Annotated in this window: 26 protein-coding genes, 1 tRNA gene and 1 pseudogene; 6 read left to right on the top strand and 22 right to left on the bottom strand. The window is 59.9% G+C overall.

The window, feature by feature from the left end; translation table 11 throughout:
* Positions 1-169: 169 nt before the first annotated feature.
* The 3 genes and pseudogenes from rlmH to FP026_RS28570 form a co-directional block, all read right to left on the bottom strand.
* Positions 170-652 (bottom strand): 23S rRNA (pseudouridine(1915)-N(3))-methyltransferase RlmH, encoded by a 483-nt coding sequence (rlmH, locus tag FP026_RS28580; protein WP_149637939.1) that lies wholly within the window; start codon positions 650-652, stop codon positions 170-172.
* A 115-nt stretch (positions 653-767) separates the two neighbouring features.
* Positions 768-1,210, bottom strand: a pseudogene (gene rsfS / locus FP026_RS28575) (ribosome silencing factor).
* A gap of 163 nt (positions 1,211-1,373) precedes the next feature.
* Entirely contained in the window at positions 1,374-1,673 is a 300-nt protein-coding gene (locus tag FP026_RS28570; protein ID WP_149637937.1) for a DUF1330 domain-containing protein, read from the bottom strand.
* A 296-nt stretch (positions 1,674-1,969) separates the two neighbouring features.
* Here FP026_RS28570 and FP026_RS28560 point away from each other — a divergent pair, with 296 nt between their 5' ends.
* Entirely contained in the window at positions 1,970-2,353 is a 384-nt protein-coding gene (locus FP026_RS28560) for a winged helix-turn-helix domain-containing protein (RefSeq protein WP_149637935.1), read from the top strand.
* Here the strand turns inward: FP026_RS28560 and modC are convergent, their stop codons facing one another.
* The 11 genes from modC to rplU all read right to left on the bottom strand — a co-directional run bounded on the left by modC (position 2,354) and on the right by rplU (position 11,983).
* Positions 2,354-3,427, bottom strand: coding sequence for a molybdenum ABC transporter ATP-binding protein (gene modC / locus FP026_RS28555; RefSeq protein WP_149637934.1), 1,074 nt, complete (start codon positions 3,425-3,427; stop codon positions 2,354-2,356).
* Positions 3,424-4,125 (bottom strand): molybdate ABC transporter permease subunit, encoded by a 702-nt coding sequence (modB, locus tag FP026_RS28550; RefSeq protein ID WP_149637933.1) that lies wholly within the window; start codon positions 4,123-4,125, stop codon positions 3,424-3,426. Before modB ends, modC begins: the two co-directional genes overlap by 4 nt.
* A gap of 87 nt (positions 4,126-4,212) precedes the next feature.
* Positions 4,213-5,010, bottom strand: a complete 798-nt coding sequence (gene modA, locus FP026_RS28545) for a molybdate ABC transporter substrate-binding protein (protein ID WP_149637932.1) — start codon at positions 5,008-5,010, stop codon at positions 4,213-4,215.
* Between the two features lie 571 nt (positions 5,011-5,581).
* Positions 5,582-6,163, bottom strand: coding sequence for a nicotinate-nucleotide adenylyltransferase (locus FP026_RS28540; protein ID WP_246665484.1), 582 nt, complete (start codon positions 6,161-6,163; stop codon positions 5,582-5,584).
* Between the two features lie 37 nt (positions 6,164-6,200).
* Positions 6,201-7,484: a glutamate-5-semialdehyde dehydrogenase gene (locus FP026_RS28535; RefSeq protein WP_149637930.1), complete on the bottom strand. Its 1,284-nt coding sequence runs from the start codon at positions 7,482-7,484 to the stop codon at positions 6,201-6,203.
* Positions 7,477-8,646 (bottom strand): glutamate 5-kinase, encoded by a 1,170-nt coding sequence (proB, locus tag FP026_RS28530; protein ID WP_149637929.1) that lies wholly within the window; start codon positions 8,644-8,646, stop codon positions 7,477-7,479. The genes FP026_RS28535 and proB overlap by 8 nt, the downstream gene beginning before the upstream one ends.
* Complete coding sequence (obgE, locus tag FP026_RS28525; protein ID WP_149637928.1) at positions 8,643-9,749, bottom strand: GTPase ObgE; 1,107 nt, start codon at positions 9,747-9,749, stop codon at positions 8,643-8,645. The genes proB and obgE overlap by 4 nt, the downstream gene beginning before the upstream one ends.
* A gap of 266 nt (positions 9,750-10,015) precedes the next feature.
* Positions 10,016-10,603 carry a GNAT family N-acetyltransferase gene (locus tag FP026_RS28520; protein WP_149637927.1) on the bottom strand — a complete coding sequence of 196 codons (588 nt, stop codon included), beginning with the start codon at positions 10,601-10,603 and terminating at the stop codon, positions 10,016-10,018.
* Positions 10,600-11,235 (bottom strand): GNAT family N-acetyltransferase, encoded by a 636-nt coding sequence (locus FP026_RS28515; RefSeq protein WP_149637926.1) that lies wholly within the window; start codon positions 11,233-11,235, stop codon positions 10,600-10,602. The genes FP026_RS28520 and FP026_RS28515 overlap by 4 nt, the downstream gene beginning before the upstream one ends.
* 128 nt (positions 11,236-11,363) lie before the next feature.
* On the bottom strand, positions 11,364-11,633 hold the full coding sequence (rpmA, locus tag FP026_RS28510; protein WP_004127267.1) for a 50S ribosomal protein L27: 270 nt from the start codon (positions 11,631-11,633) through the stop codon (positions 11,364-11,366).
* A 32-nt stretch (positions 11,634-11,665) separates the two neighbouring features.
* On the bottom strand, positions 11,666-11,983 hold the full coding sequence (rplU, locus tag FP026_RS28505; RefSeq protein WP_004127263.1) for a 50S ribosomal protein L21: 318 nt from the start codon (positions 11,981-11,983) through the stop codon (positions 11,666-11,668).
* A gap of 306 nt (positions 11,984-12,289) precedes the next feature.
* Here rplU and FP026_RS28500 point away from each other — a divergent pair.
* A tRNA-Ser gene (locus tag FP026_RS28500) sits at positions 12,290-12,379 on the top strand.
* 66 nt (positions 12,380-12,445) lie between these two features.
* On the opposite strand, the gene FP026_RS28495 is transcribed toward FP026_RS28500, so the two are convergent.
* From FP026_RS28495 to FP026_RS28480, 4 genes are all read right to left on the bottom strand, one after another.
* Positions 12,446-12,820: a hypothetical protein gene (locus FP026_RS28495; protein ID WP_149637925.1), complete on the bottom strand. Its 375-nt coding sequence runs from the start codon at positions 12,818-12,820 to the stop codon at positions 12,446-12,448.
* Positions 12,813-13,328, bottom strand: a complete 516-nt coding sequence (locus FP026_RS28490) for a Panacea domain-containing protein (RefSeq protein ID WP_149637924.1) — start codon at positions 13,326-13,328, stop codon at positions 12,813-12,815. The genes FP026_RS28495 and FP026_RS28490 overlap by 8 nt, the downstream gene beginning before the upstream one ends.
* Positions 13,329-13,775: 447 nt before the next feature.
* Positions 13,776-14,171 carry a cupin domain-containing protein gene (locus FP026_RS28485; protein ID WP_149637923.1) on the bottom strand — a complete coding sequence of 132 codons (396 nt, stop codon included), beginning with the start codon at positions 14,169-14,171 and terminating at the stop codon, positions 13,776-13,778.
* Positions 14,172-14,411: 240 nt separating this feature from the next.
* The gene (locus tag FP026_RS28480; protein ID WP_149637922.1) at positions 14,412-15,332 is read right to left on the bottom strand and encodes an alpha/beta fold hydrolase; all 921 of its coding nucleotides are present in this window, start codon (positions 15,330-15,332) and stop codon (positions 14,412-14,414) included.
* Between the two features lie 156 nt (positions 15,333-15,488).
* Here FP026_RS28480 and FP026_RS28475 point away from each other — a divergent pair, with 156 nt between their 5' ends.
* Together FP026_RS28475 and FP026_RS28470 are read left to right on the top strand one after the other, a co-directional pair.
* Positions 15,489-15,953, top strand: coding sequence for a winged helix-turn-helix transcriptional regulator (locus FP026_RS28475; RefSeq protein WP_149637921.1), 465 nt, complete (start codon positions 15,489-15,491; stop codon positions 15,951-15,953).
* 208 nt (positions 15,954-16,161) lie between these two features.
* The gene (locus tag FP026_RS28470; protein ID WP_149637920.1) at positions 16,162-16,824 is read left to right on the top strand and encodes a flavin reductase family protein; all 663 of its coding nucleotides are present in this window, start codon (positions 16,162-16,164) and stop codon (positions 16,822-16,824) included.
* Positions 16,825-16,842: 18 nt separating this feature from the next.
* On the opposite strand, the gene FP026_RS28465 is transcribed toward FP026_RS28470, so the two are convergent.
* Positions 16,843-17,457, bottom strand: coding sequence for a TetR/AcrR family transcriptional regulator C-terminal domain-containing protein (locus tag FP026_RS28465; RefSeq protein WP_149637919.1), 615 nt, complete (start codon positions 17,455-17,457; stop codon positions 16,843-16,845).
* Between the two features lie 84 nt (positions 17,458-17,541).
* On the opposite strand from FP026_RS28465, the gene FP026_RS28460 reads away from it, so the two are divergent.
* The gene (locus FP026_RS28460) at positions 17,542-18,750 is read left to right on the top strand and encodes a TCR/Tet family MFS transporter (RefSeq protein ID WP_246665483.1); all 1,209 of its coding nucleotides are present in this window, start codon (positions 17,542-17,544) and stop codon (positions 18,748-18,750) included.
* 45 nt (positions 18,751-18,795) lie between these two features.
* Here the strand turns inward: FP026_RS28460 and FP026_RS28455 are convergent, their stop codons facing one another.
* Positions 18,796-19,713 (bottom strand): DUF1003 domain-containing protein, encoded by a 918-nt coding sequence (locus FP026_RS28455; protein WP_149637917.1) that lies wholly within the window; start codon positions 19,711-19,713, stop codon positions 18,796-18,798.
* Between the two features lie 451 nt (positions 19,714-20,164).
* Between FP026_RS28455 and FP026_RS28450 the strand changes: the two genes are divergently transcribed.
* On the top strand, positions 20,165-21,121 hold the full coding sequence (locus FP026_RS28450; protein ID WP_149637916.1) for a phytanoyl-CoA dioxygenase family protein: 957 nt from the start codon (positions 20,165-20,167) through the stop codon (positions 21,119-21,121).
* Between the two features lie 35 nt (positions 21,122-21,156).
* Here FP026_RS28450 and FP026_RS28445 read toward each other — a convergent pair whose 3' ends face one another.
* Both FP026_RS28445 and FP026_RS28440 read right to left on the bottom strand, forming a co-directional pair.
* Positions 21,157-21,666, bottom strand: coding sequence for a DoxX family protein (locus FP026_RS28445; protein ID WP_149637915.1), 510 nt, complete (start codon positions 21,664-21,666; stop codon positions 21,157-21,159).
* A gap of 18 nt (positions 21,667-21,684) precedes the next feature.
* Positions 21,685-22,440 carry an HvfC/BufC N-terminal domain-containing protein gene (locus FP026_RS28440; RefSeq protein WP_149637914.1) on the bottom strand — a complete coding sequence of 252 codons (756 nt, stop codon included), beginning with the start codon at positions 22,438-22,440 and terminating at the stop codon, positions 21,685-21,687.
* Positions 22,441-22,449: the final 9 nt, after the last annotated feature.

The following is a 22,449-nucleotide window of genomic DNA, read 5'->3' as shown; positions in this document are numbered from 1 at the left end:
ATGTTCTTGTTTCTTTACGCATCCGGACGGAAAACCGCTGCGCACTTTTCCTGGAAATGCTCCAGGAAGCATCGTCATTTTCAGGGCGGGAATCAAAACACGCCTGTGTGAGCGTTTCGTTAACGCAAAAAGCCCGAAAGCCAAACTGTTTTCGAAGCGGGATAGAGGGTTACACCCTGTGGTAGGGATGGCCGGAGAGGATGGTGACGGCGCGGTAGAGCTGCTCGGCAATGAGGATGCGGACCAGCTGGTGCGGCCAGGTCAGCTTGCCGAGGCATATGGTCAGGTCGGCCTTGTCGTAAAGGGATGGGTCGAGGCCGTCGGCGCCGCCAATGGCGATCGTCAGGTCGCGCTTGCCCTGATCGCGAAATGTCCCGAGCATGGCGGCGAAGGCTTCGCTGTCGAGCGCCTTGCCACGTTCGTCGAGAAGAATAAGCACGCCGCCTTCCGGATGCGCCTTCTGCAGCAGACCCGCCTCTTCGCGCTTGCGGGTCTCGCTGTTGGAGGCGCGGCTTTCGGCAACCTCGGTCATGCGTGCCATTTCCAGGCCGATCGCCGGTCCGGCTTTGGCGAAACGGTCGAGATAGCGAGCCGCAAGATCCTTTTCAGGGCCGGCCTTCAACCGTCCCACCGCGAAAAGACCTATCCGCATTCCCGCTCCCAACCATATCCGCCGTCATGGCGGCACAAAACGAAACTCTTGCCGGAAGCTCATGTCCGGCGATGTGAAGCTGCCGACCGGTGCCGGGAAAGCGGTCCGGGGTCGGTTAGTGCAGCGTGCCTTCGTCGAGATCGGGAGCTGCCCACATCTTTTCGATGTTGTAGAACTCGCGGATCTCCGGTCGGAAGACATGAACGATGATATCGCCGGTGTCGATCAACACCCAGTCGCCACCATCGAGACCTTCGACGCGGGCATTGCCGAAGCCCTCGTCCTTGAGATCGGTCATGAGATGGTCGGCAATCGCCAGGACATGGCGGTTCGATCGGCCGGAGACGACGACCATGTAGTCTCCAAGCGCGGACTTGCCAGCAATGTCGATGGGGACGATATTTTCGGCCTTGGAGTCCTCGAGGCTTGCGAGGACGGCTTGCAGGGCGCGGGCAGCGGCATCGGCGCCACGTTCCGAGCTCTTCGGGATAACGACAGGCGTTCTTCCCTTGGCGTGTACTGTTGTCAGTGCTCTTCCTTCCTTGAGTAACAGAACATGCACATCGATGATCTGAGTCGATCACCCCCTAAAGATAGGCACCAAAGCATTAAGGTTTCAAGACGCCAATGGCCATCTTGAGGCGTTCAGGACAAGGATTTGTGTCCGAATTGGGCTCTTTCGCACCAGATATGGGTGAATATTCGCGCCGAGGGCCAAAAATCAGGCTGCCGAGCCTACTCCATCGACAAGAATGAGCTTGCGGCTGAGAGCCTTGTCGCGAATGTCGAGCGCAGCTGCGTATTCCGGCGAACGATACCAGGCCTTCGCCCGCTCGAGGTCGGGAAACTCCACGATGACGAGGGCTCGCGGCGACCAATCGCCCTCCAGTTGTTCGATCGGACCGCCGCGGACCAGATAGCGGCCGCCATATTGGCCTATGGAGGCGGCAGCGCGGGTTCGGTAGGTCTCGAAAGCTTCGACATCCCTCGCCGTGACGTCGGAGATGATATAGGCCGGCATAGTGTCTCCCTTCCCCGCGAAAGTCGAACTCCCGTACAATCCCCGTTCCTGCCCTGAGTTTGCATGCGGACGCGTCTTTTACATTGGAGATCAGATAGGCCGATATCGCCGCTTGTCCATTCCCGTCGGGATGTACAGGCAGGCGAAGGCCGCGTATAGGCCAGCGGGATTTCAGGTCGAATTGACCTCAAATCTGAATCCGCGCTAGCATCAAATAGATAGAACACGATGTCGTCCGAAAACTGCTCACACTTTTCGGCATCATGCTCTCGGGAGACCAAACCGTTACAGATGCTATGACAGATGCTCCGCAGCCACCGTTGAAGCCCATCCTCCGCATCAGCTTTTCGGGGCAGGATCGGCTTGGGCGCGGCAAGATGGAACTTCTCGAGCATATTCAGGAGACCGGCTCGATTTCCGCTGCCGGCCGCGCCATGGATATGTCCTACCGTCGGGCCTGGCTGCTCATCAGCGAATTGAACCACATGTTTCGCGAGCCGGTGGTGGAATCCCAGCGCGGTGGGCAGAAGGGTGGCGGCGCAGCCCTGACACCGTTCGGCGAGGAGTTGCTGCGGCGCTTCCGCGGTATGGAAACGACCTTGCGCGCCGCCATTGCCGACGACCTGAACTGGCTCGAAGCCAATCGAAGTTCAGTCGAGGCTTCTTCGGAAAAATCCTGATTAATGTTCGAGTGCCACGGTCTTGATGACCGCATGGATCGGCAGGCCGATGCGCAATCCCAGCCGCTCGGCGGAGAATTGCGTGATGCGTGCAAGCACCGTGTCGCCGCCGCAATCGACCCTGACCTCCGCCGTTCCGTCCGCGGCCGTACCGATCTCCAGTACTTCACCGTCGAGGATATTGAGGGCGCTGAGACCCTCTGGCCGCGCCGTCGCCAGCATGACGTCGCGGGCAGGGATATGGACGCGTAGGGCCTTGCCGACAGCCGCCGCCTGACCCGGCACGACGAGTTTCGCAGTCTTCAGGGCGATAGTGGTCAGGTGATGCCGGTCGTCCATCGATTCCACGCGGCCCTCCAGCAGCACGCCGGCCTCGCGGCGATCGGCCGCCAGCGGGCCGGATAGCTGGCTGAAAATATCGACAGCGGCACCGATCGTCTCGACCCTGCCGTCGCGCATGACGACGACGCGGTTGGCGAGCCGCGCCACTTCGGCCATCGAGTGGCTGACATAGATGATCGGTATCCTGGTCTCGTCGCGCAGCCGCTCGAGATAGGGGAGAATCTCCGCCTTGCGGGCTTCGTCGAGTGCAGCAAGCGGCTCATCCATCAATAGGAGCCGTGGGGAGGAAAGCAGGGCGCGGCCGATCGCGACGCGCTGCTTTTCGCCGCCGGAGAGCGTGGCTGGTCTGCGGTCGAGCAACGCGCCGATGCCGAGAAGATCGACGACGCCGTCAAAGCTTTCGCCGCGCTCGTTGCGGGGAGCGAACCAGCGGCCGTAATTGAGGTTCTGCCGCACCGAAAGATGCGGAAACAGGCGCGCTTCCTGGAAGACATAGCCGAAGCGGCGGCGGTGGCGCGGCACGAAGATCTGCCTGCCGGTGTCGGCAAGCACCGTTTCGTCGAGGCTGACGCGGCCGTGATCGGGCCGGATGAGGCCGGCAATGATGCGGACGATCGAGGTCTTGCCGGACCCGGAGCGGCCGAAAAGGGCGGTTACGCCGCCATCGGAGGTGAATGCGGCCTCCAGCGAAAAGGCGCCGAGGCGATGGCGGATATCGACCGAAAGCGTCATTCGAAATCCACCCTCCGTCCGGCGAGATAGGCAAGGAATTCCGAAGCGAGCAGCGCCGCCATGGAAATGACGATGGCGACGATGGTCAGCCGCATGGCACCGGCATCGCCGCCCGGAACCTGGGTGAAGGTATAGATGGCCGAAGACAGGGTCTGTGTCTCGCCGGGAATGTTGGAGACGAAGGTGATGGTGGCGCCGAACTCGCCCATCGCCTTGGCGAAGGAGAGGATCATGCCGGCGATGATGCCAGGCAGGATCAGTGGCAGGGTGACCGTCAGGAAGGTCCAGATAGGGCTGGCGCCCAGCGTGCCGGCCGCCTCTTCCAGCTTGCGGTCGACGGCCTCGACCGACAGGCGGATGCTTCTGACCATCAGCGGGAAGCCCATGACGCCGCAAGCAAGTGCAGCACCCGTCCAGCGGAACGAGAAGACGATACCGAGATATTGGTCGAGCAAAGACCCGATCGCCCCCTTGCGGCCGAAGAGGATGAGCAGGATGAAGCCGGTGACGACTGGCGGCAGGATCAGCGGCAGATGGATGACGCCGTTGAGGACCGATTTGCCCCAGAACCGGCCGCGCGCAAGCAAGAGCGCGGCGACAATGCCGAAGGGCAGGCTTACCAGCATGGCGACAATGGAAACGCGCAGGCTCAGCTCTATGGCCGTCCATTCGTCGCTGCTCAAACCCAACGCTTCCAAATATCCGCCCCTTAAAACATCTCAGGCCCGCCATGGGTCGGCGAGCCTGATGATTGAACTTTCATGCCTGACTTGCGGTGATGACGCTCACTGCTTCAGGATCGTGAAGCCCTCATGCTCGAAGAACGGAACAGCCTTAGCCGATTTCAGATAGTCAAAATAGGCTTGCACATCCGGGTTCTTGCTGCTGCTGGTAATTGCGATCGGGTAGACGATCGGCAGGTGGCTGTCTGCCGGGAAGGTGCCGACAACGGCAACGCCCGGATCGGCCGAGACATCTGTCTGATAGACGATGCCGTAGGGCGCTTCGCCGCGGGATACCAGCGCGAGGGCTGCACGCACGCTTTCAGCGCCAGCAACCTTCTTTTCGACGGAAGCCCAGATGCCGAGCTTTTCCAGCGCCGTCTTGCCATATTTGCCTGCCGGCACCGATTCCGGCTGGCCGATCGCCAGGCGGCCATCGCCGAGCAGGCCAGCGAGATCGAAGCCCGGCTTGATCTCAACCGGCCTCGCCTTGTCCTTGGCAGCGACCAAAACGAGCTTATTGCCGAGGAGGTTCACCCGGCTGTTGTCCTTGATCAGCTTCTTGCCGGCGACATAGTCCATCCAGTTGGTGTCGGCGGAGATGAAGACATCGGCCGGGGCGCCGTTTTCAAGCTGCTTGGCGAGCGGGCCGCTGGCCGCATAGGAGACGGTCACTTCCTTGCCGGTTTCCTTGGCGAAGGCAGCGTCGGCATTGTCGAGCGCGTTTTTCATGCTGGCGGCTGCAAAAACGACGATCTTATCAGCAGCGAATGCCGGCACAGGTGCGGTCGAAAGGCAGAGCCACACGGCGGAAGCGGCGGCGGTTGCAAGCTTGATCCATCGGCGTCGGCTGGTGGCCATTTTATTTCTCCCCAAAGATATCGACATATTTCGACAGATATAACGACGCGCGAAGCTTGGCTAGGGATGTGTTTGTAAAAATATATCGCCTTGGTGCAGCGTAACCTTACGAATTCTATGGATTTTCCGTGCCGCAGCGCATACGAGTGACTTCGGGCATTACAAAAATGCATGACTGGATTCGCCCAGCAGATTGGCGAACGCTCACGAAACAAGACGTAACGTTACGAACCGTGGGATCCGGTGTCATTCTTTCGCCTAAGTAATTCCAACAATGAAAATTAAATCGCGAGAAATTTGGAAAAGAAGCGTTTTTTGGGCAGAAAATTTTCAGAGCCATGCTTCTATTGCATTGCTGCATTGCGCAATCGGCCATTTATTAAGCGGTAAAATCTGCTAAAACATAATCATCGAAACGGCGATCTCCTCCTCCCAATGCCGTTCGATATGGATCAGCAACTCTCCTCCTCCCAGTTGCTGATCAGGTTCAAAAGCCCGACGCACCTCCTCCCGCGTCGGGCTTTTTATTTTTAAGCTCTTCCCAGAAATTTTGGCCAGGAATTCGTGTCGACTATTGTGCGGCGCGCAAGGCTGTCGAGCTGAGCGCCGATCGCGGTCCGTGGATGAAGGTCCAGGCCGGCGCCCGCTTCTTCCAGAGCACGCGGGCGTCATCCTCGTCGACACGCGCATAATGGAAGGTCTTCGCCATCTTGGCCGAGAGATAGGACAGCGTTGATCCCGGCCGGTCAATGACGGCGATCGGGAAGGTACGGGCGATTTCCTGCCATTTCTGCCAGCGGTGGAACGTATTCAGGCTGTCTGCACCCATGATCCAGATGAAATGGACATGACTGTTGCGCGCCTTCACATGCGCTAGCGTATTGGCCGTATAGCTCATGCCCAGCGTCTGCTCGAACGCCGTCACCTTGACGCGCGGATCGTGGAGAAGCTGTTCGCTGAGCGCGAGGCGTTCGGCGAGCGGCGCAAGGTGATTGCGGCTCTTCAGCGGGTTGCCCGGCGTCACCATCCACCAGAGCTGATCGAGGCCGAGCCGGCGGATGGCGATCTCGGCCACGAGTGCGTGGCCTTCATGCGGCGGATTGAAGGAGCCGCCAAAAAGGCCGACCACCATGCCGCGCTCGGCATGGGGCATGCGCAGATAGCGTTGATCGACCTCTTCTGTCAGCACGTCAGGGCCGTATCTGTCCGGTGCCGCGAACGCGATATTTGAAGGAGGTGAGCTGCTCGACGCCAACAGGCCCGCGCGCATGCATCTTGCCGGTGGCGATGCCGATTTCCGCGCCCATGCCGAATTCGCCGCCGTCGGCAAATTGCGTCGAGGCATTGTGCAGCAGGATTGCCGAGTCGATCTCGGTGAAGAAGCGTTCGACGATTGCGGGATCTTCGGCGATCACGGCTTCGGTATGGTTCGACGAATATTTGCCGATATGGGCAATCGCGCCGGAAATGCCCTCGACCAGCGCGACAGAGATAATCGCGGCCAGATATTCCGTGGTCCAATCCTCTTCCGTTGCCGCTTTGAGGCCGGGAACGAGCTGCAGCACCTCGGCGGAGCCACGGATTTCGCAGCCCGCCGTCGCAAGCCCGTCAAGCAGCGGTTTCAGATGGGTGGAAGCGACCTTCTTGTCGACCAGCAGCGTTTCGGCAGCGCCGCAGATGCCCGTGCGGCGCATCTTGGCGTTGACGATGATGGATTTCGCCATCTCCAGATCGGCCGAAGCATCGACATAGACGTGGCAGAGGCCCTCGAGATGGGCAAAGACCGGTACGCGTGCCTCGGCCTGAACGCGGGCGACGAGGCTCTTGCCGCCGCGGGGCACGATGACGTCGATATTGCCTTCCAGACCACGCAGCATGGCGCCGACGGCGGCGCGGTCGCTGACAGGCACGAGCTGGATGGCATATTCCGGCAGGCCAGCCGCCTTCAATCCTTCGACCAGGCAATCGTGGATCGCCTGCGAGGAGCGGCGCGAATCGCTGCCGCAGCGAAGGATTACGGCATTGCCGGCTTTCAGGCATAGCGCGCCGGCATCGGCCGTCACATTCGGCCGGCTTTCGAAGATGACGCCGATGACGCCGAGCGGCGTACGCACGCGCTCGATCTTCAGGCCGTTCGGACGATCCCAGGCGGCGATGACTTCACCGACCGGATCGGGGAGGGCGGCGATGGCGCGAATGCCGTCGGCCATCTCGGTGATACGCTTATCATTCAGCGTCAGGCGATCGACGAAGGAGGCGAGCATATCCGTGCCTTCAACGTCTTTCAGATCCCTAGCGTTTTCGGAGAGGATATGATCCTTGCGGGCAAGAATGGCATCCGCCATGGCATTCAAGGCCTTGTTCTTGCTCTCCGTGGAGGCGAAGGCCAATGGTCGCGACGCAGCCCGGGCCTTGCGGCCGATATCGTTCATCAGCGCATCGATGTCGGGGCTTTGTGCGACAGCATCAAGCATGAGCTTCATCCTTCTTCGATTTCTCGGCCTTCGCCTTGACGGAAGCGGTCATGACGAGGTCGTCGCGATGCACCATGGCGGCGCGGCCGGCATAGCCGAGGATTGCCTCGATCTCCGCCGACTTGCGGCCGGTGATCTGGCGGGCCTCTTCGGCATCGTAGCCGACAAGGCCGCGGGAGATCTCGCGGCCGGAGGGACCGATAACGGCGACGGTGTCGCCGCGGCCGAAATGACCGACGACGCGGCGCACGCCGGCGGGCAGCAGGCTCTTGCCGGCACCAAGCGCGGTCACCGCGCCATCGTCGACATGCAATTCGCCGGCCGGCTGCAGCTGCCCGGCAATCCAGGTCTTGCGGGCGGTAACGGGCGTGCCTGACGGCGCAAACCAGGAGGAACGGGCGCCGCTTTCGATCGCGTTCAGCGGCCGGTCTGTCTTGCCTGAGGCAATGATCATGGCGCAGCCGGCGCCGGTCGCAATCTTGCCGGCATCGATCTTGGTGCGCATGCCGCCGCGCGACAGCTCGGAAGCGGCACCGCCGGCCATGGCCTCGATCTCGGGCGTGATCTCGGCGATCGTATCGAGGAATTTCGCCTGCGGGTCGAGATGCGGCGGCGCAGTATAGAGCCCGTCGATGTCTGACAGTAGTACCAGCAGATCGGCGCCCGTCATGGTGGCGACGCGCGCGGCGAGGCGGTCATTGTCGCCATAGCGGATTTCGCTGGTCGCGACCGTATCGTTCTCGTTGATGATCGGCACGGCGCCGATCTTCAGAAGCTGGTTGATGGTGGCGCGGGCGTTGAGGTAACGGCGGCGCTCCTCGGTATCGCCGAGCGTCAGCAGGATCTGGCCGGCAACGATATCGTCATGCGACAGGCTTTCCGACCAGGCGCGGGCTAGCGAGATCTGCCCAACGGCCGCTGCCGCCTGGCTTTCCTCGAGCTTCAATGCGCCGGAGGGCAAGTCGAGCACGGAGCGGCCGAGCGCGATCGCGCCCGAGGAGACGACCAGTACATCGATGCCCTTGGCCTTCAGCGCGGCGATATCGGCGCACATGCCGTCGAGCCAGGATTTCTTCAAGCCGGTCTTGCGATCGACCAGGAGGGCAGAGCCGATCTTGATGACGATGCGGCGGTAGCGGTCGAGCGGCTTGCGGGCAGTCATCCCTGATGATCCCCGTCTTCACTAAGACGCTCGTCAGCGTCTTCATCGTCGGCGGCCTGCATGTCGCGATGCCGTACTTTCGGCGACTTTGCCGGCTTGTCCGCTTCGCCGGCATTGGCTTCGACGATGACGTCGCGCAGCGCGCGCAGCACTTCCGTCATGCCGCGACCGGTGACGGCGGAAATCTGGAACGGCGTCTTGCCACAGGCGCGCGCCAGTTCGCGAGTCTTCTTCTTCAGCGTTTCTTCGTCGACCACGTCGATTTGCGAGAGAGCGACGATTTCAGGCTTGTCGGGGATGCTGTTGCCATAGGCTTCAAGCTCGTGCTTCACGGTCTTGTAGGCCTTGCCGACCTTTTCTTCCTGGGCGGAGACCAGATGCAGCAGCACGCGGGTGCGCTCGACATGGCCGAGGAAGCGATCACCGATTCCGACGCCTTCATGGGCGCCTTCGATCAGGCCGGGGATATCGGCGAGAATGAATTCCTGGCCGTCGATGGTGGCGACGCCGAGATTGGGATGCAGCGTTGTGAACGGATAGTTGGCAATCTTCGGCCGGGCGCGGCTGACGGCCGCGAGAAACGTCGATTTTCCCGCATTCGGCAGGCCGACGAGACCGGCATCGGCGATCAGCTTCAGCCGCAGCCAAATGGTCTTTTCTTCGCCCGGCAGGCCGGGGTTGGCCCAATCGGGCGCCTGGTTGACCGAGGATTTGAAATAGGCGTTGCCGAAGCCACCATTGCCGCCGGCTGCGAGACGGAAGCGCTGGCCTTCCTGCGTGATGTCGCAGATCAGGGTTTCGCCGTCTTCTTCGAAGATCTGCGTGCCGACAGGCACCTTCAGCGTCACGTCTTCGCCCTTGGCGCCGGCGCGGTTCTTGCCCATGCCGTGCGTGCCGATCGTGGCTTTGAAATGCTGCTGATAGCGGAAATCGATCAGCGTGTTGAGGCCGTTGACAGCCTCGACCCAGACATCGCCGCCGCGGCCGCCGTCGCCGCCATCCGGGCCGCCGAATTCGATGAATTTCTCACGGCGGAAGGAGACGCTGCCTGCGCCGCCGTCGCCTGAGCGAATATAGACTTTTGCTTCATCGAGAAATTTCATCTTACGTCCGTCACTCGGTGTCGCGCATATCCCTTCGGATCGAATGGGATTCACAAAAGCCTATGCGCTCTTTTCAATTCTGCCGCGCCTCACGCATCCAAAAGACGCATCGGCTGGCCGTTTGCCCGTCATGTCGCCTTCGATATAGGCGCTTCGGGCTGAGGTCAAAGAATATCGTGCGGCTCCAGTGCCATAAAGGGGCGGAACTGCCTGATTGGCATGATGGTCATCGCCGGTTTGGCCGGCGACGACCGATTTTCAGGGCCTTAGGCCGCCTGCGAGAGCCGCAGCGCGCCTGGCTTCAGCACGGTTTCGATATGCGGAACCATGGTGTTGCGGGCGAAGCTGTAGATCTCCGAGCAGCCGGTGATCTCGAAGCCGAGCTTCTGCTGCAGCTTCAAGGATGCCGGGTTGTCGGCGAAGGCGCCGGAATGGATGGCGACTTCGGGCATGCGGCGGGCAAAGCGTTCGAGTGCCGCCTTGACCGCTTCGGTCATGATGCCTTGCCGCCAGTAGAAGCGGTTCAGCCAGTAACCGAGGTGCCAGCGACCGCGGCGAAGCTCGATGCCGATGCAGCCGATATGGGCATCATCCCGCTCGGTGATGGCCAGCTGCCAATCGTGCCCGAGGCCGGAGGTGTGCTGAATCAGCCAGTCCAGCGCATCCTGCCGGTCATAGGGCGCGGGCACGCGGGCCAGCATGCGGGTGACGGCGAAATCCGAAAGCGATTCCGCAATCATATCGGCATCACTGAGCCGGTGCGGGCGCAGCGTCAGCCGTCCGGTCTGGATAACCGGCGTAGGGCCGGGCATCAGGATCCGGGCATCGCGGCGGGTGAGGGCAAGCGCGTTCATCTCATGCCTCCCCAGCTGCGCAACGACATCCAGGTCTTGCGGTCAAGCCTGTACCATTCGACCGGCACGGTGCTGCCGAGCGCCAGCGACGCGGCAAGGCCGGATCCCTGGAACTGGAAGCCACACTTCTGGACGACGCGCCTGGATGCGACGTTCATAACCCGGCAGCGGGCATCGATCTGGGCGACATTTTCGCGGGTGCGGAAGACCATGTCGACCAGTGCGTGGGCCGCTTCCGTCGTATAGCCCTGGTTCCAGTAGGGTTCGCCTAGCCAGTAGCCGATCTCGACAGTGTTGGGATCGCCCGTGGGCTCTACCCCGCAGCAACCGAGAAAGGCGCCGTTGTCGGCTTTGGTAATCGCATAGACGCACTTGCCAATCTCGCCAAGCTTCGTGCGTCGCACGAAATCGGCGGCATCATTGGTCGTATACGGGTGCGGCATACGCGATACCATAGTGGCGACGTTGGCGTTGTTGGCGAGATGGGCAAGGGCGTCGATGTCTTCTTCGTGAGGGGCGCGCAGAACGAGCCTTTCCGACAGTAAGACGGGGCAATCGGTCCTTAACCTGTCCGGCCTCAGCCGTTCTTCGGGAGACCTTGATTGGTCTTCCCTTAACAATTCGCCTTGCATGGTTCAGTCCTCCTTGGTTGAGGGTAAAGAAAAAGGGGAGATGGCGCCCCATCTCCCCTTTTTCTTGACTGAACCTTGTAGCGTCAGCCGGGTCGATGAGACGCCGGCTGTTTTAGAGCGCTACCGGCTTATTCCGCTGCTTCCGCTTTCGGCATTACAGACACGTACACGCGGCCATTGGCCTTCGTACGGTAGTTCACGTTGCCCGCCGTAAGCGCAAAAATCGTGTGATCCTTGCCGAGGCCAACGTTGGAACCGGGGTGCCACTGCGTGCCGCGCTGACGCACGATGATGTTGCCTGCGATGACGGCTTCGCCGCCGAACTTCTTCACGCCAAGGCGCTTGGATTCGGAATCGCGACCGTTGCGCGAGGAACCGCCAGCTTTTTTGTGTGCCATTGGAGTTCTCCTTTAAACCTTGATCCCGTTACTTACTTGGCAGCCACGATGTCCGTGATGCGGACGACCGTGTGATGCTGGCGATGGCCGCGCGAACGCTTCGAGTTCTGACGGCGGCGCTTCTTGAAGGCGATGACCTTCTTGCCGCGGTTGTGCTCGACCACTTCGGCCTTGACGGAAGCGCCCTTGACGAAGGGAGCACCAATCGCAGCGTCGGCGCCTTCGCCGATAACGAGGACTTCGGTGAATTCTACGGTGCCGCCGGCGGTGACTTCGAGCTTCTCGATGGTCAGCACGTCGTTGGCTGCCACACGGTACTGCTTACCGCCGGTCTTGATGACTGCGAACATTTTTTATCCTTTCATGTTCGTTCCGGCTCTCTTGCCACGAGGGACAAGCGGCCGTCTTTTTATCAGTCGAAACTTAGCAGGGATTCCAAAGGCTTGAGCCTTCAAAAAGATCTGCCGGTGAAACCCTGCGCGAAGCAGGGCGGGCAAGGCGCGGACTTATCCACACCTATTGCGTCGCACGGGATATATAAGCGTCCCTGATCTGTCAAGGCAAAAGGATGAAAAGCTTTCATATTCGCCCTTGCCATCCCCGTCGTCTGTCGCTATGAGACAGCCCGCGCCGAACAAGCGCCGACCAGCATAACCGGAGAGGTGGCAGAGTGGTCGAATGCACCGCACTCGAAATGCGGCATACCTGCAAGGGTATCGTGGGTTCAAATCCCACCCTCTCCGCCATATCTATTTGAAAATATTATATTTTGGACGAAATATGGCTGAAAAGCAGCGGTTATGATAACCGCATTATTCTTTGGTAGAGGATCCGCTCTTACCGAAAAGGTAGCCCATAGCGCCTGTAATGATAGAAAACGCGCCTGTGACGACTCGATCGTATACGGCAACTAGCTTGTCCGTTCCAACGTAGGCCGAGGCTACAGCGCCTACGATAAGTACGATAAAAGATACAACGATTACGGCATAGGCAATGTTGCCAGCCTTTTCGGGGCCGCCTCCGATAAAGCGGCCCACTCTGCCAAGATGTTGGTCTAATTTTTCGTCTCGCCGGCCTGTAAATGGGTCGACATCTTTGGGCAGGGGTTGCGAACCATTCGAGTTGGCCGTTACTGGTGTGTTAGTAATGCTTTCAAGAGAAACGGTTCCCGGCTGCCCATCAGACATTCTTGGTTGCTAGCTCCACGAAGTGACGTTGTATATCTTCATTGTAGATATACTGCTGACCGCGTTCGCGCGCTAGTGACCAAGGTGTGCCTTGCTGATGTGTGAGATCAGAAAGTTGTTTTCCACTTAGTCCCTTATATTTTGTCCATACACGGTCAAATACCGCAAAAAACTGTTCATCAGATCGGGGCACCATAAGTGCCTTGACCTCACCAGTTGCTGGATCGACGTCAGTTGCGTATTCGGTTATTGTATTCCACCTGTAATGCTTGAATTTATGGTACAAATTCGCTAGCACCGGCCCATTCGGCCATGCCTCAAAATTTTCTCCGACTGCTGGTATGCCAGCCGTGGCAAGCCTCCATCCATGCATGCAATAAACCAGCTTTTGGATCTTTAGCGGATCAATGTCATATACCTTGTCTTCAGCTGCTCTCCAAATGAAGGTGTTTGCAACCCAACTCGGCTTGTAAACGAAAGACTGAGGCGGAAGATTTGGAAGTGTCATACACCGCCCCCGTCAGCCAAAACGAGAGGGCCGTCAGTAGAAATGCAGCAAGAAAAATTCTTGCTTTTAGCATATGCAGACATGGCGTTCTCCTTCGTTGAATCAAAATAGCGCAGCGACTCAGAGTCGCTACGCTTCGTTACTTTCATATAGTGACGGATTTGTAAGATTTCTACAATAGGGCCTTGACAAAACAGGCTGATTTTGCCGGAAAATCAATCTTCAAAATAGAATCGATTTAAATTCAATATGATGGATGACTGAGGCTTTCGTTTATGATTCAGAAAGCCGCCCGGCTGGCGTGACCGCGGCGCGCTTTTGAGGTGGCCTGGTGGCCGGAGCGCCATTGGGACGTTTTGGGCATGCGTCGAGTCCACTTCTCGGCGCGATACCTAGCTAGCAGCTCTTCTTAGGCGATCTGAGGGCGAGTGAGTGAACCAAAACGCCTCAACCCTCCGGAAACCGATAGACCACATCCGCAAAAGACCCCGTCGGGAATACATAGAAGAATTTCAAATTGGCTGACGATTCGTTGCGGATGCCGTGTTCGGCGTTGCCGGGGATGAAGACCGTTGTGCCGGCCGTGACCGTCGTCTCCTCTCCGTCGATCCGGACGATGCCGGTTCCCTCGAAGATGAAGTAGATTTCCGATGGGTCGTGGCGATGCGGCTTGAGTTCGCCGCCGGGTGTCAGTTCGGCGATGCCGGCGCTCATGCTGTCGGTGGGGGTGATGTCGCTGCTGAGCAGCGTGTGCCAGGATATGGAGCCATGGACGGGGTCGTTCCATCCGTCGCGCGGGCGCTCTTCGGCTGTAGTGATAACGGCTTGCGATCGTTTTGTCATTTTGCCTCAAAACGCTGGGTCAGCAATCAGCCGGAACGGTGTCACAGCCGTGGAGAATGTCAATTGGATGGGTATTGAATCAGTCGATATCAGCTGTCGTTCGCCGGCTCTCGATAGCTTTCTCAAAGCGCCATGTCGCGGCGAGGGCGGGCAGGGGCCGAGCCATGTCGTGGTTGACAGAAGCGGGAAGGCTTTCTCGCTCCTGCGCTTTGCTTCGAATTCGATCCTGAACCGCAGTGTTCAGGCCCGCCGCAGGAAGTCCGCGATCAGGTTCGAGATGGTTTCCGGGGCATCTTCGAAGCAATAATGGCCGATGCCTGGCAGGCGCTCGATGGGGGCAGACGGGAAGAGGGCGGAGAAGAGTGGCAGGAAATGCTCGGCATGCAACGTCCGGTCCGCCTCGCCCCATATGGCGAGCGCTGGTTTGCTGCGGATGATGCGCTCGGCTGCAGGATCGGGCGTTTCGAATTGATGGGCGCCGGTCGCAAAGCCTTTGGCCCAGCCGAGCGCGCCGAGGCACTCAGCCGCGCTCATAAAAGGAGTGCCGTAGGCTTTGAGCCAGGTGTCGGTGATGATGGCGTTGTCCTCGAAGCCATTGAGCTTGAGCATGCTGAGGATGTTGAAGCCGAGATTGTTGAGCACCGGTTCGAGGGTGCCGTCGGCTTCGGCCTTGATGATCCATTGAAACCAGGGCGATTGGGTGGTGTTCGCTATCGCCCGATCGACAACATCCGGCTGGCCGAAGGGCGTCGGGCCGTTTGTCGAGATGATGCGGCGGATGCGCTCGGGGTGGCGGGCGGCAAAGCCCATGCCGACCGGGCCGCCGAAATCATGCATGACGAGGGTGATGTCGGTGAGGCCGAGTGCGAGCACGAAGGCCTCCAGATTGGCGATGTGATCCTGTAGCCAATAGCTGCGTCCTTCAGGCGTTTCGCTCTTGCCGAAGCCCATATGGTCGGGAACGACGACGCGATGCGTAGGGCTCAGCGTCGAGATCAGATGGCGAAACAGATAGCCCCAGGTCGGTTCGCCATGCAGGCAGAGAATGACATCGCCGTCGCGCGGCCCTTCGTTGACGTAGTGCATTCGGAAGCCAGGTGCATCGGTGAAATGCGGAGCGAAGGGGAATGTGCCGGCGAATGTCTCATTAGCAGGAATCACAATTGTTCTCCTAACGTGGTTTTAATTTGAAACCATGATTCCAGTATCCCTTGTAGTTTTAGTTTGCAACCGCTATATTGCGCTGTCGATGTTGGCGCTTGATTGCGTTCCTGATGAGGCATCGGCAGGTATGGAAACAGGCGAGGGCAGGGCGGCATGGCCAAGAGAGTGAGCCATAAGGATTCGATGTGCGGGGTGGCGCGGCCACTGGATGCGATCGGTGACTGGTGGTCGCTGCTGATCATCCGCGATGCCTTCGACGGCCTGCGCCGCTTCGGCGAATTTCAGAAAAGCCTCGGCCTTGCCAAGAACATCCTTTCGGCCCGGCTGCGCAATCTCGTCGCCCACGGCATCCTCGATACCGTGCCGGCCTCCGATGGCAGCCCCTATCAGGAATATGTGCTGACGCAGAAGGGGCAGGGCCTGTTTCCGCTGCTGGTCGCGCTTCGCCAATGGGGCGAGGATTTCTTCTTCGCGCCGGATGAGCCGCATGTGACGCTGGTCGATAGGGCGACGCATATGCCGGTGCGGCGGCTGGAGCTGCGGGCGCAGGACGGGCGCATGCTTATGGCGGAGGACACCGTGGTCGTGGTGCCGGCGCTCGCAGGCGAGCGCGAATAAGTTAACCGGCAAAAATATTACAGGTCCTCTAGTAGAGTTTGCTCGGCGGCCGGGCCGCTTCGGCGCAGAGCGCGCGCGATCAGCGTCGTCAGAGGGTTGCCTGAGGAAATGAGGGCTGGCGTTCCGGCCTTCGAGCAACAGTTCGGTCGCGGCCGAACTGTTTCAGAGGGATGTCGGTTACACTGAAACTCTCAAGGGAGAGTTTGCAATGTTGGCGAACACAGCCGAATTCAACGCAGCCGAGAACGATCGCGAGCATATCGAAATCAAACCCAGCGTGCTTTATGTCGGCACTCCCGTCGTGCTGATTACGAGCCTCAATCCCGACGGTACGACGAATATCTCGCCGATGTCCTCGGTTTGGGCCTTATATGACCGTGTGGTTCTGGGTCTGACGTCGACCAGCAAGGGCCGGGAAAATCTCATGCGCGAGCGCCAGCTTGTATTGAATTTTCCGTCGCCGGAACTGTGGCCGAAGATCGAGGCAATCGCCCCGACGACGGGCCGCGACCCCGTTCCCCCGCACAAGGAAAAGATTGGCTATCGTTTCGAGGCCGACAAATTCGATGTCGCCGGCTTCACGCCGCAGGCGGCCGACCTCGTGCGGCCGCTGCGCATCGCCGAATGTCCGATCCAGTTCGAGGCGGAGGTGGTGGCGGCGCATCCTCCCGGCGAGGAATGGCCCTCGGAGCGTGCTGAAGCCTTCTCCATCATCGAAGCGAAGGTCCTTCGCGTCCACGCGCACAAGGATATTGTCATCGCCGGGACCAATCATATCGATACCAGCAAGTGGAGCCCGCTGTTTTACGTGTTCCGACACTATTTCGGTTCCGGGCCGGATCTTGGCCGTACTTTCAAGGCCGAGAGATGATGCATTTTCGGCCGGTGGTCATATACCGCATCTGCCGGCTTCGGCCCCGCCTATCAACAATTCGAGGCCGGCTTCGAACAGGGCTTCATGGCCGTTGGAGCGGTAAAGTGACAAGGCTTTGGCAAGGTTAGGCCGGCTTTCCGCTGCGGCATCGAGCGCTGTGCGATCCGGCGGATCGGCCGCATCCGCCTGTTCTTCCAGCACGCATCCCACCACATACCGGCTGATGGCAATCTCCAGCGCCAGGGCCTTTTCCGGATCGAAACCTGCGGCAAGCAGGCATTCCAGCTGGGCTTCGATCGAGTCGAGGTCCGAGGGATCGACCTCCGTTCCCGCGTGAACGCGCGCGCCGTCGCGCCATGCCAGCAAGGCGGAGCGGAAGCTGCGGGCATTGGCGCGCAGGAATTCCTGCCAGGTCTCCCCGGCCAAGGGCCTGTTGCGGATATGGTTTCGCCTCAGCATCTCGGTGTTCATCGCCGCCAGCAGGGCCTGTTTGCCCTTGAAGTGCCAATAGAGCGCCGGTTGCTGAACGCCGAGGCGTTGGGCGATCAGCCGCGTCGACAATCCATCGATGCCGACTTCGTTCAGAATGGTCAGTGCCGCATCGACGATCTGGCTTCGATCGATTTTCATCGTCTCTCCGATTGACAGTTCGATCATCATAATTTATCGGCGATAAAGTTCCTTATCAATGATAAGTTTTGCACTGTGAACAAGATGCTTTTGACCATCCTCTCCGTCGTCGTTCTCGATGCCGCCGGAACGGGTCTCGTGATGCCGATCCTGCCGGAGCTTCTGCAGAGCGTCGCGCATACGCCCGAGCTCGGCTGGCGCTTCGGCGCGTTCCTCTCGCTTTATGCGGCGCTGCAGTTTCTTGCCTCTCCCATCCTCGGGACGCTAAGCGATTTCTACGGCCGCAGGCCGGTGCTGCTCGCCTCGCTGGCGGGCGGCATGATCGACTATGCCTTCATGGCCTGCGCGCCGGGTTTCTGGTGGCTGTTTCTCGGGCGAGCCGTTGCCGGCCTCACGGCGGCCAATGCCGCAGTGGCGGCAGCCTGTCTCGCCGACATCATGCCGGAGGAGCGCCGGGCGCGGGCTTTTGGGCTCCTCAGCGCCTGCTTCGGCATCGGGTTCATTCTCGGACCCGCGATCGGCGGCGTGCTGGGCACGATTTCGGTGCGAGCACCTTTCATTGCGGCCGCGCTGCTCGTGATGGTGAATTTCATCGTTGCGCTGATCGTGCTGCCCGAGACGCGGGCGGTGAAGCCCGGGCGAATCGACCCGGCCGCCTTTCATCCGCTGGCGCCGCTGCGCTGGATCGGCACATTTCCAGCACTGCTGCCGCTTCTCGTCCTATCCATCATCCTCAGTATCGTCGGCGAGGTCGGCGGCACCATCTGGGTGCTCTACGGTCAGGACAAGTTCGGTTGGGATACGGCGACCGTCGGCCTGTCTCTCGCCGGCTTCGGCTTCTTCCACGCTCTCGCCCAGGCCTTCGTCGCCGGCCCGCTGAGCGAACGCTGGGGCGAGCGGTTCGCGCTTATCGTCGCGATCGTCTGCGATAGCGCTGCTTATATCGCGATCGCCTTTGTCTCGCGCGGCTTCATCGCCTTCCTGCTTTTCCCGCTCTTCTGCCTCGGCGGTATCGGCCAGCCGGCGCTGCTGTCGTTGATGACGAAAAGGGTGGGCGCGGATGAGCAGGGGCGCCTACAGGGGGTGCTGACGAGCCTGGCGAGCCTCGCATCCATGGTGGCGCCGTTAGCGATCAGCGAGATCTATTTCGCCTCAAGACATGTCTTTCCCGGTCTGGTCTGGGTTCTGGGAGCCTCGCTCTATCTCCTGTGCGTGCCGGTTCTGTTTGCACACCGGCGGCGAGTGGCTGAACCTCCTGAAGGAGCCGCGTATCGACAAGGCGAGCAGCCCTGAAGGATATTCGGCGGCGCCATAGAAGGCGCCGCCTCTCATCGGCGGTCAGTTGGCGGATTCGTCCGGATCGGCGTCCTTGGCCTTGGTGAAGAGGCTCTTCAGCGCACTGGTCTTCGCCTTCGCCGCCTTGTTGGCCTTGATCGCCCGGGTGGCGGCCTTTGCCTGTTCCAGCATCATCTCGATCTGGATCTGCTGGATTTCGGTCAGCCGCTCCCACTGGCGATTGAGGAGATGATCGACCTTTTCATGCAGGTGGCGGATTTCCAGTTCCGCCTTCAGGTTGACCTTGTAGTCGTTGAGCGCGCGCAGGCGATCCTTCTCTTCCTGGCGCCGCTGGCTCATCATGATGACGGGCGCCTGCAGCGCGGCGATCGTCGAAAGGACGAGGTTGAGCAGGATGAATGGATAGGCATCGAACGCCTTGCTCTCGCCCATGACGATATTAACGGCCATCCAGACGGCGAGAAACAGACAGAAGGAGATGATGAAGACCCAGCTGCCGCCGAAGGAGGCGACGCCGTCGGCCATCCGGTCGCCGATGGAGCGGTGGTCCTCATAATCCTCTTCGATGTTTTCGGCGAGCGTATCATGCGTCTTCAGGCTTTCGACGACTTCGTCCTCGAGGGTGGAAAGTTCGCCGCGCTCGTCGGTCAGCAGCTCGGCGATATACTGGGCACGGTAGTCGTCCATCACCTTGCGGCTGATATAGTCGTCGGCACGAAGCTCGGGGTGCTTCAGCCGCATGAAATCCGCCAGCGAGGGACGAAGGTCGTCGACATGCACCGCATCTTTTTTCTTGAGCACCTGACCGGTAATGGCGTCGATAAGCTTGACGGACTTGGCTTTCGCCTGGGCGAGGCTCTTCGTATAGTCGTCCATCTCCACCACGGTCGGGGTCTCGCCCTCGCCCGCGTCGAAATCGACCATGCCTTCCGCCGGTTCAAAGGTCTTCGCTTCTGCCATATAACGGGCCTTTTTTACGTTTTTCTCGCTCATCTAACCAATAAAGCGAACAGGAATGTGACGGTTGGAAGACTGTCAAAATCGCAGCCGAATGAAATCGCCATCCACTTTCCTGGGCATATTTAGCGCCATTATCCTAAGTAACGGCAAATGAAATGCGCTGTTCCCGTATCTCTTGGCGTCACGCCGGTTATCGGGCCTGAAAACAACTGCTCCGCGCGATCTTGCAAATGCTTTCGAAAGCGCCGCGTGTTTCTGCAGAAATTTCTACGGATACAATCAGGTTTTGACTTTCAAGCCCCTTGACCAAGGCCGGACGACCGCTATTTGCCGCGCTGCAGCAGATATTCGCTGCTGCGAATAAACTTAGAGTTTCAAAGAATTATATCGCATCAACAGGGGTGTTGGGCCTGTTGCCACGGATTTTTGCAAATATGCGGAAAGGGTAGCTATGCACAATCCCCCGGCAAGAGACTTGGAGTCCATCGCCCGACAGGGCGGCCGCCTCAAGCGTATGGCTGTCAGGATACCAACTTACCTGACCGATCTTAAAGAAAATCCAGCCTGGTTGCCCATGTTCCTGTTGGCCAGAACCCTGCCGTTTCGGCGGATCCATTGGCTTGCAACCAAGCAGGCCGTCAGGCTCTCCGTTTCCGGCGCCTCGATGTTTACCGGTGTCGAGCGCAACGCTGTCGTCAACGCCTTGCGGACGGATGGTATCTATCCGGGCCTGATGCTGCCGGATCACATCCATCGGGAGATCGCCGAATTCGCTGGAAATACCGGCTGCTACGGCAATTTCAACAGGCAGCTCGAATTTGTCCCAAGCGAACATAAGGAAGCGGAGGCTCGTTTCGGGCGGCCGATTCTGAGCGGGCACTTCTTTGAACGCTCGCTTGATTGCGAGGCCGTCATGGCGGTGCAGCGCGATCCGTTGCTGATCGATGTCGCCCGCCAATATCTCGGCGGGCAGGCCAAGGTGATCACCACCCGCATCTGGTGGAGCTTTCCCACGCAGGCTTCCGAAGCCGACAGGAGCCTCGCCTCGCTCGACAAGTATCACTTCGATCTCGACGATTGGCGAATGCTGAAATTCTTCTTCAATCTTGTCGACGTGGACGAGGGCACCGGCCCGCACGTCTTCATCAAAGGAAGCCATCGGCGCCGACAGGTCCGGCATCAGCTGACGTTGCTTGTGGGGCATCCGGCGAACGAGGTGCTCGATTATTATGGGCAGGCGAATGCGCTGACGCTGACCGGCAAGGCCGGATCCGGCTTCGTCGAGGATCCCTTCGGCTTCCATATGGGCACGGTGCCCACGCGCAAGCCGCGCCTGATGATGGAGGTGGGTTTCGGCGTCTCGAAGCCGTCCCAGCGCCGCTTCCATGGGGAGCCGGTCCTTCGATAGGCCTCGTTTGGCCATCATGCCAGGGAGCGCCGCCGTCAGGCGCTTCCCTCGGTCCCGCCTCGGGAAGAGCGGCCATACCGCCTGGCGATCAGGTGATCGAGCGCGACACGCCCGGGCCCGCCAGCTATGATCACCAGAAAGCAGGTTGCCCAGGTGCCGTGCGTCGGCCAGGCATCGGGATAGACGAAAATCTCGATGACAAGCGTCATGCTGAGCAATGCCAGCGCCGACAGCCGGCTTGCCAGGCCGATGACGAGCAAAAAGGGAAAGAAATGCTCGCTGAAGGCGGCAATATGAGCGGCGATCCAGGGATCGACCAGCGGTAATTTATACTCCGTCTGGAAGAGATAGACGGCATTATCGGTCACATGCCAGCCTTCCACTTTCGTCTGTCCCGACTGCCAGAAGACGGCGGCGATCGACAGCCGCGCAATGAGCGCGATCAGATCATGCGGAATGCGGTCGAGAAGCTTTAAGCCGCCATAGAGCCTTTGGGGCATGGTTTCGCGTTCGGCCGGAGCGGCCGTCATCATCTGGTTCTGCATCTTGGTTCCTCTCGGCGTTCAGCGAATGGCCACGAAAGCGCCTGCCGTGAACGCACCGGCGAGGTTGGCGGAAAGATCGAAATCTGCGGTTTCGGCAAGGGACGTCTCGAAGGCGCTGCCGAGATCGGCGCCGGCAAATAGCCGCTCCAGAAAGGTGGCGCCGCCCAGAGGCAGGCGATGCACTTCCACGATCATCTCAGGACGAATGATGAGGGCATCTTCGCCAGCCCAATCGGCGATATCGGCAAGCTCGATCTGACCGGTATTCATCGCCCAGATGGTAACGGCCGGATAGGCGGAGCGAATGACGGAGGCCGAGGGATGCGGCGCGAATTTCAGCTTCGCCAGCCCTTCCGGCTCGACTGTCGCCAGCAAGGCGGCATCGGCCGGTATTGCATCCGCCGCGTGATAGGCTCGGCCTCGGGCTACCTCCAATCTCATGACGTCAGGCAGATAAGGGATTTCCTGTGTCGGCTCGAAACCCTCGACGAATTCGGGAAAATCATCGCCATAGGCAAGCAGCAGCGGCGATCGCGGCGGATGAAGCCGGATGAATGCATGCGCCATGGCTGCGAAGAATTCCGCGCCGACGATCCTTTCCGCTGCCGGAAACCGCGAAGCGAGCGCGCCGATCAGGCCGATCGCGACATTGTTGCGATAGACGCCGAAGCGTCGCGCCGGCTCCGGACCGCTCCAGGCCGTAAGCCCCTTGGGCACGGCGTGGTCGGGATCGATGAGGGCTGCTGCGAACTCGCTTTGCGTGGTGAGAGACATAACCCCTCC

The sequence above is a fragment of the Martinezella tropici genome, from assembly GCF_008370325.1.
GTDB classification, from domain to species: Bacteria; Pseudomonadota; Alphaproteobacteria; order Rhizobiales; family Rhizobiaceae; genus Rhizobium; species Rhizobium tropici_B.
Note: the sequence above shows the minus strand (reverse complement) of the source record. Positions and strands in the feature narration are given on the sequence as shown.

Bases quoted from the DNA above. Each gene is read 5' to 3' on its own strand.
- FP026_RS28485 (WP_149637923.1), bottom strand. From the start codon at position 14,171: ATGACAAAACGATCGCAAGCCGTTATCACTACAGCCGAAGAGCGCCCG.
- obgE (WP_149637928.1), bottom strand. From the start codon at position 9,749: ATGAAATTTCTCGATGAAGCAAAAGTCTATATTCGCTCAGGCGACGGC.
- rlmH (WP_149637939.1), bottom strand. From the start codon at position 652: ATGCGGATAGGTCTTTTCGCGGTGGGACGGTTGAAGGCCGGCCCTGAA.
- FP026_RS28540 (WP_246665484.1), bottom strand. From the start codon at position 6,163: ATGCCCCATGCCGAGCGCGGCATGGTGGTCGGCCTTTTTGGCGGCTCC.
- FP026_RS28475 (WP_149637921.1), top strand. From the start codon at position 15,489: ATGGCCAAGAGAGTGAGCCATAAGGATTCGATGTGCGGGGTGGCGCGG.
- rplU (WP_004127263.1), bottom strand. From the start codon at position 11,983: ATGTTCGCAGTCATCAAGACCGGCGGTAAGCAGTACCGTGTGGCAGCC.
- FP026_RS28465 (WP_149637919.1), bottom strand. From the start codon at position 17,457: ATGAAAATCGATCGAAGCCAGATCGTCGATGCGGCACTGACCATTCTG.
- FP026_RS28455 (WP_149637917.1), bottom strand. From the start codon at position 19,713: ATGGCAGAAGCGAAGACCTTTGAACCGGCGGAAGGCATGGTCGATTTC.
- FP026_RS28460 (WP_246665483.1), top strand. From the start codon at position 17,542: ATGCTTTTGACCATCCTCTCCGTCGTCGTTCTCGATGCCGCCGGAACG.
- FP026_RS28450 (WP_149637916.1), top strand. From the start codon at position 20,165: ATGCACAATCCCCCGGCAAGAGACTTGGAGTCCATCGCCCGACAGGGC.
- FP026_RS28535 (WP_149637930.1), bottom strand. From the start codon at position 7,484: ATGCTTGATGCTGTCGCACAAAGCCCCGACATCGATGCGCTGATGAAC.
- proB (WP_149637929.1), bottom strand. From the start codon at position 8,646: ATGACTGCCCGCAAGCCGCTCGACCGCTACCGCCGCATCGTCATCAAG.
- FP026_RS28495 (WP_149637925.1), bottom strand. From the start codon at position 12,820: ATGTCTGATGGGCAGCCGGGAACCGTTTCTCTTGAAAGCATTACTAAC.
- FP026_RS28490 (WP_149637924.1), bottom strand. From the start codon at position 13,328: ATGACACTTCCAAATCTTCCGCCTCAGTCTTTCGTTTACAAGCCGAGT.
- FP026_RS28470 (WP_149637920.1), top strand. From the start codon at position 16,162: ATGTTGGCGAACACAGCCGAATTCAACGCAGCCGAGAACGATCGCGAG.
- FP026_RS28445 (WP_149637915.1), bottom strand. From the start codon at position 21,666: ATGCAGAACCAGATGATGACGGCCGCTCCGGCCGAACGCGAAACCATG.
- FP026_RS28515 (WP_149637926.1), bottom strand. From the start codon at position 11,235: ATGCAAGGCGAATTGTTAAGGGAAGACCAATCAAGGTCTCCCGAAGAA.
- modC (WP_149637934.1), bottom strand. From the start codon at position 3,427: ATGACGCTTTCGGTCGATATCCGCCATCGCCTCGGCGCCTTTTCGCTG.
- FP026_RS28520 (WP_149637927.1), bottom strand. From the start codon at position 10,603: ATGAACGCGCTTGCCCTCACCCGCCGCGATGCCCGGATCCTGATGCCC.
- FP026_RS28440 (WP_149637914.1), bottom strand. From the start codon at position 22,440: ATGTCTCTCACCACGCAAAGCGAGTTCGCAGCAGCCCTCATCGATCCC.
- modA (WP_149637932.1), bottom strand. From the start codon at position 5,010: ATGGCCACCAGCCGACGCCGATGGATCAAGCTTGCAACCGCCGCCGCT.
- rpmA (WP_004127267.1), bottom strand. From the start codon at position 11,633: ATGGCACACAAAAAAGCTGGCGGTTCCTCGCGCAACGGTCGCGATTCC.
- FP026_RS28570 (WP_149637937.1), bottom strand. From the start codon at position 1,673: ATGCCGGCCTATATCATCTCCGACGTCACGGCGAGGGATGTCGAAGCT.
- FP026_RS28560 (WP_149637935.1), top strand. From the start codon at position 1,970: ATGACAGATGCTCCGCAGCCACCGTTGAAGCCCATCCTCCGCATCAGC.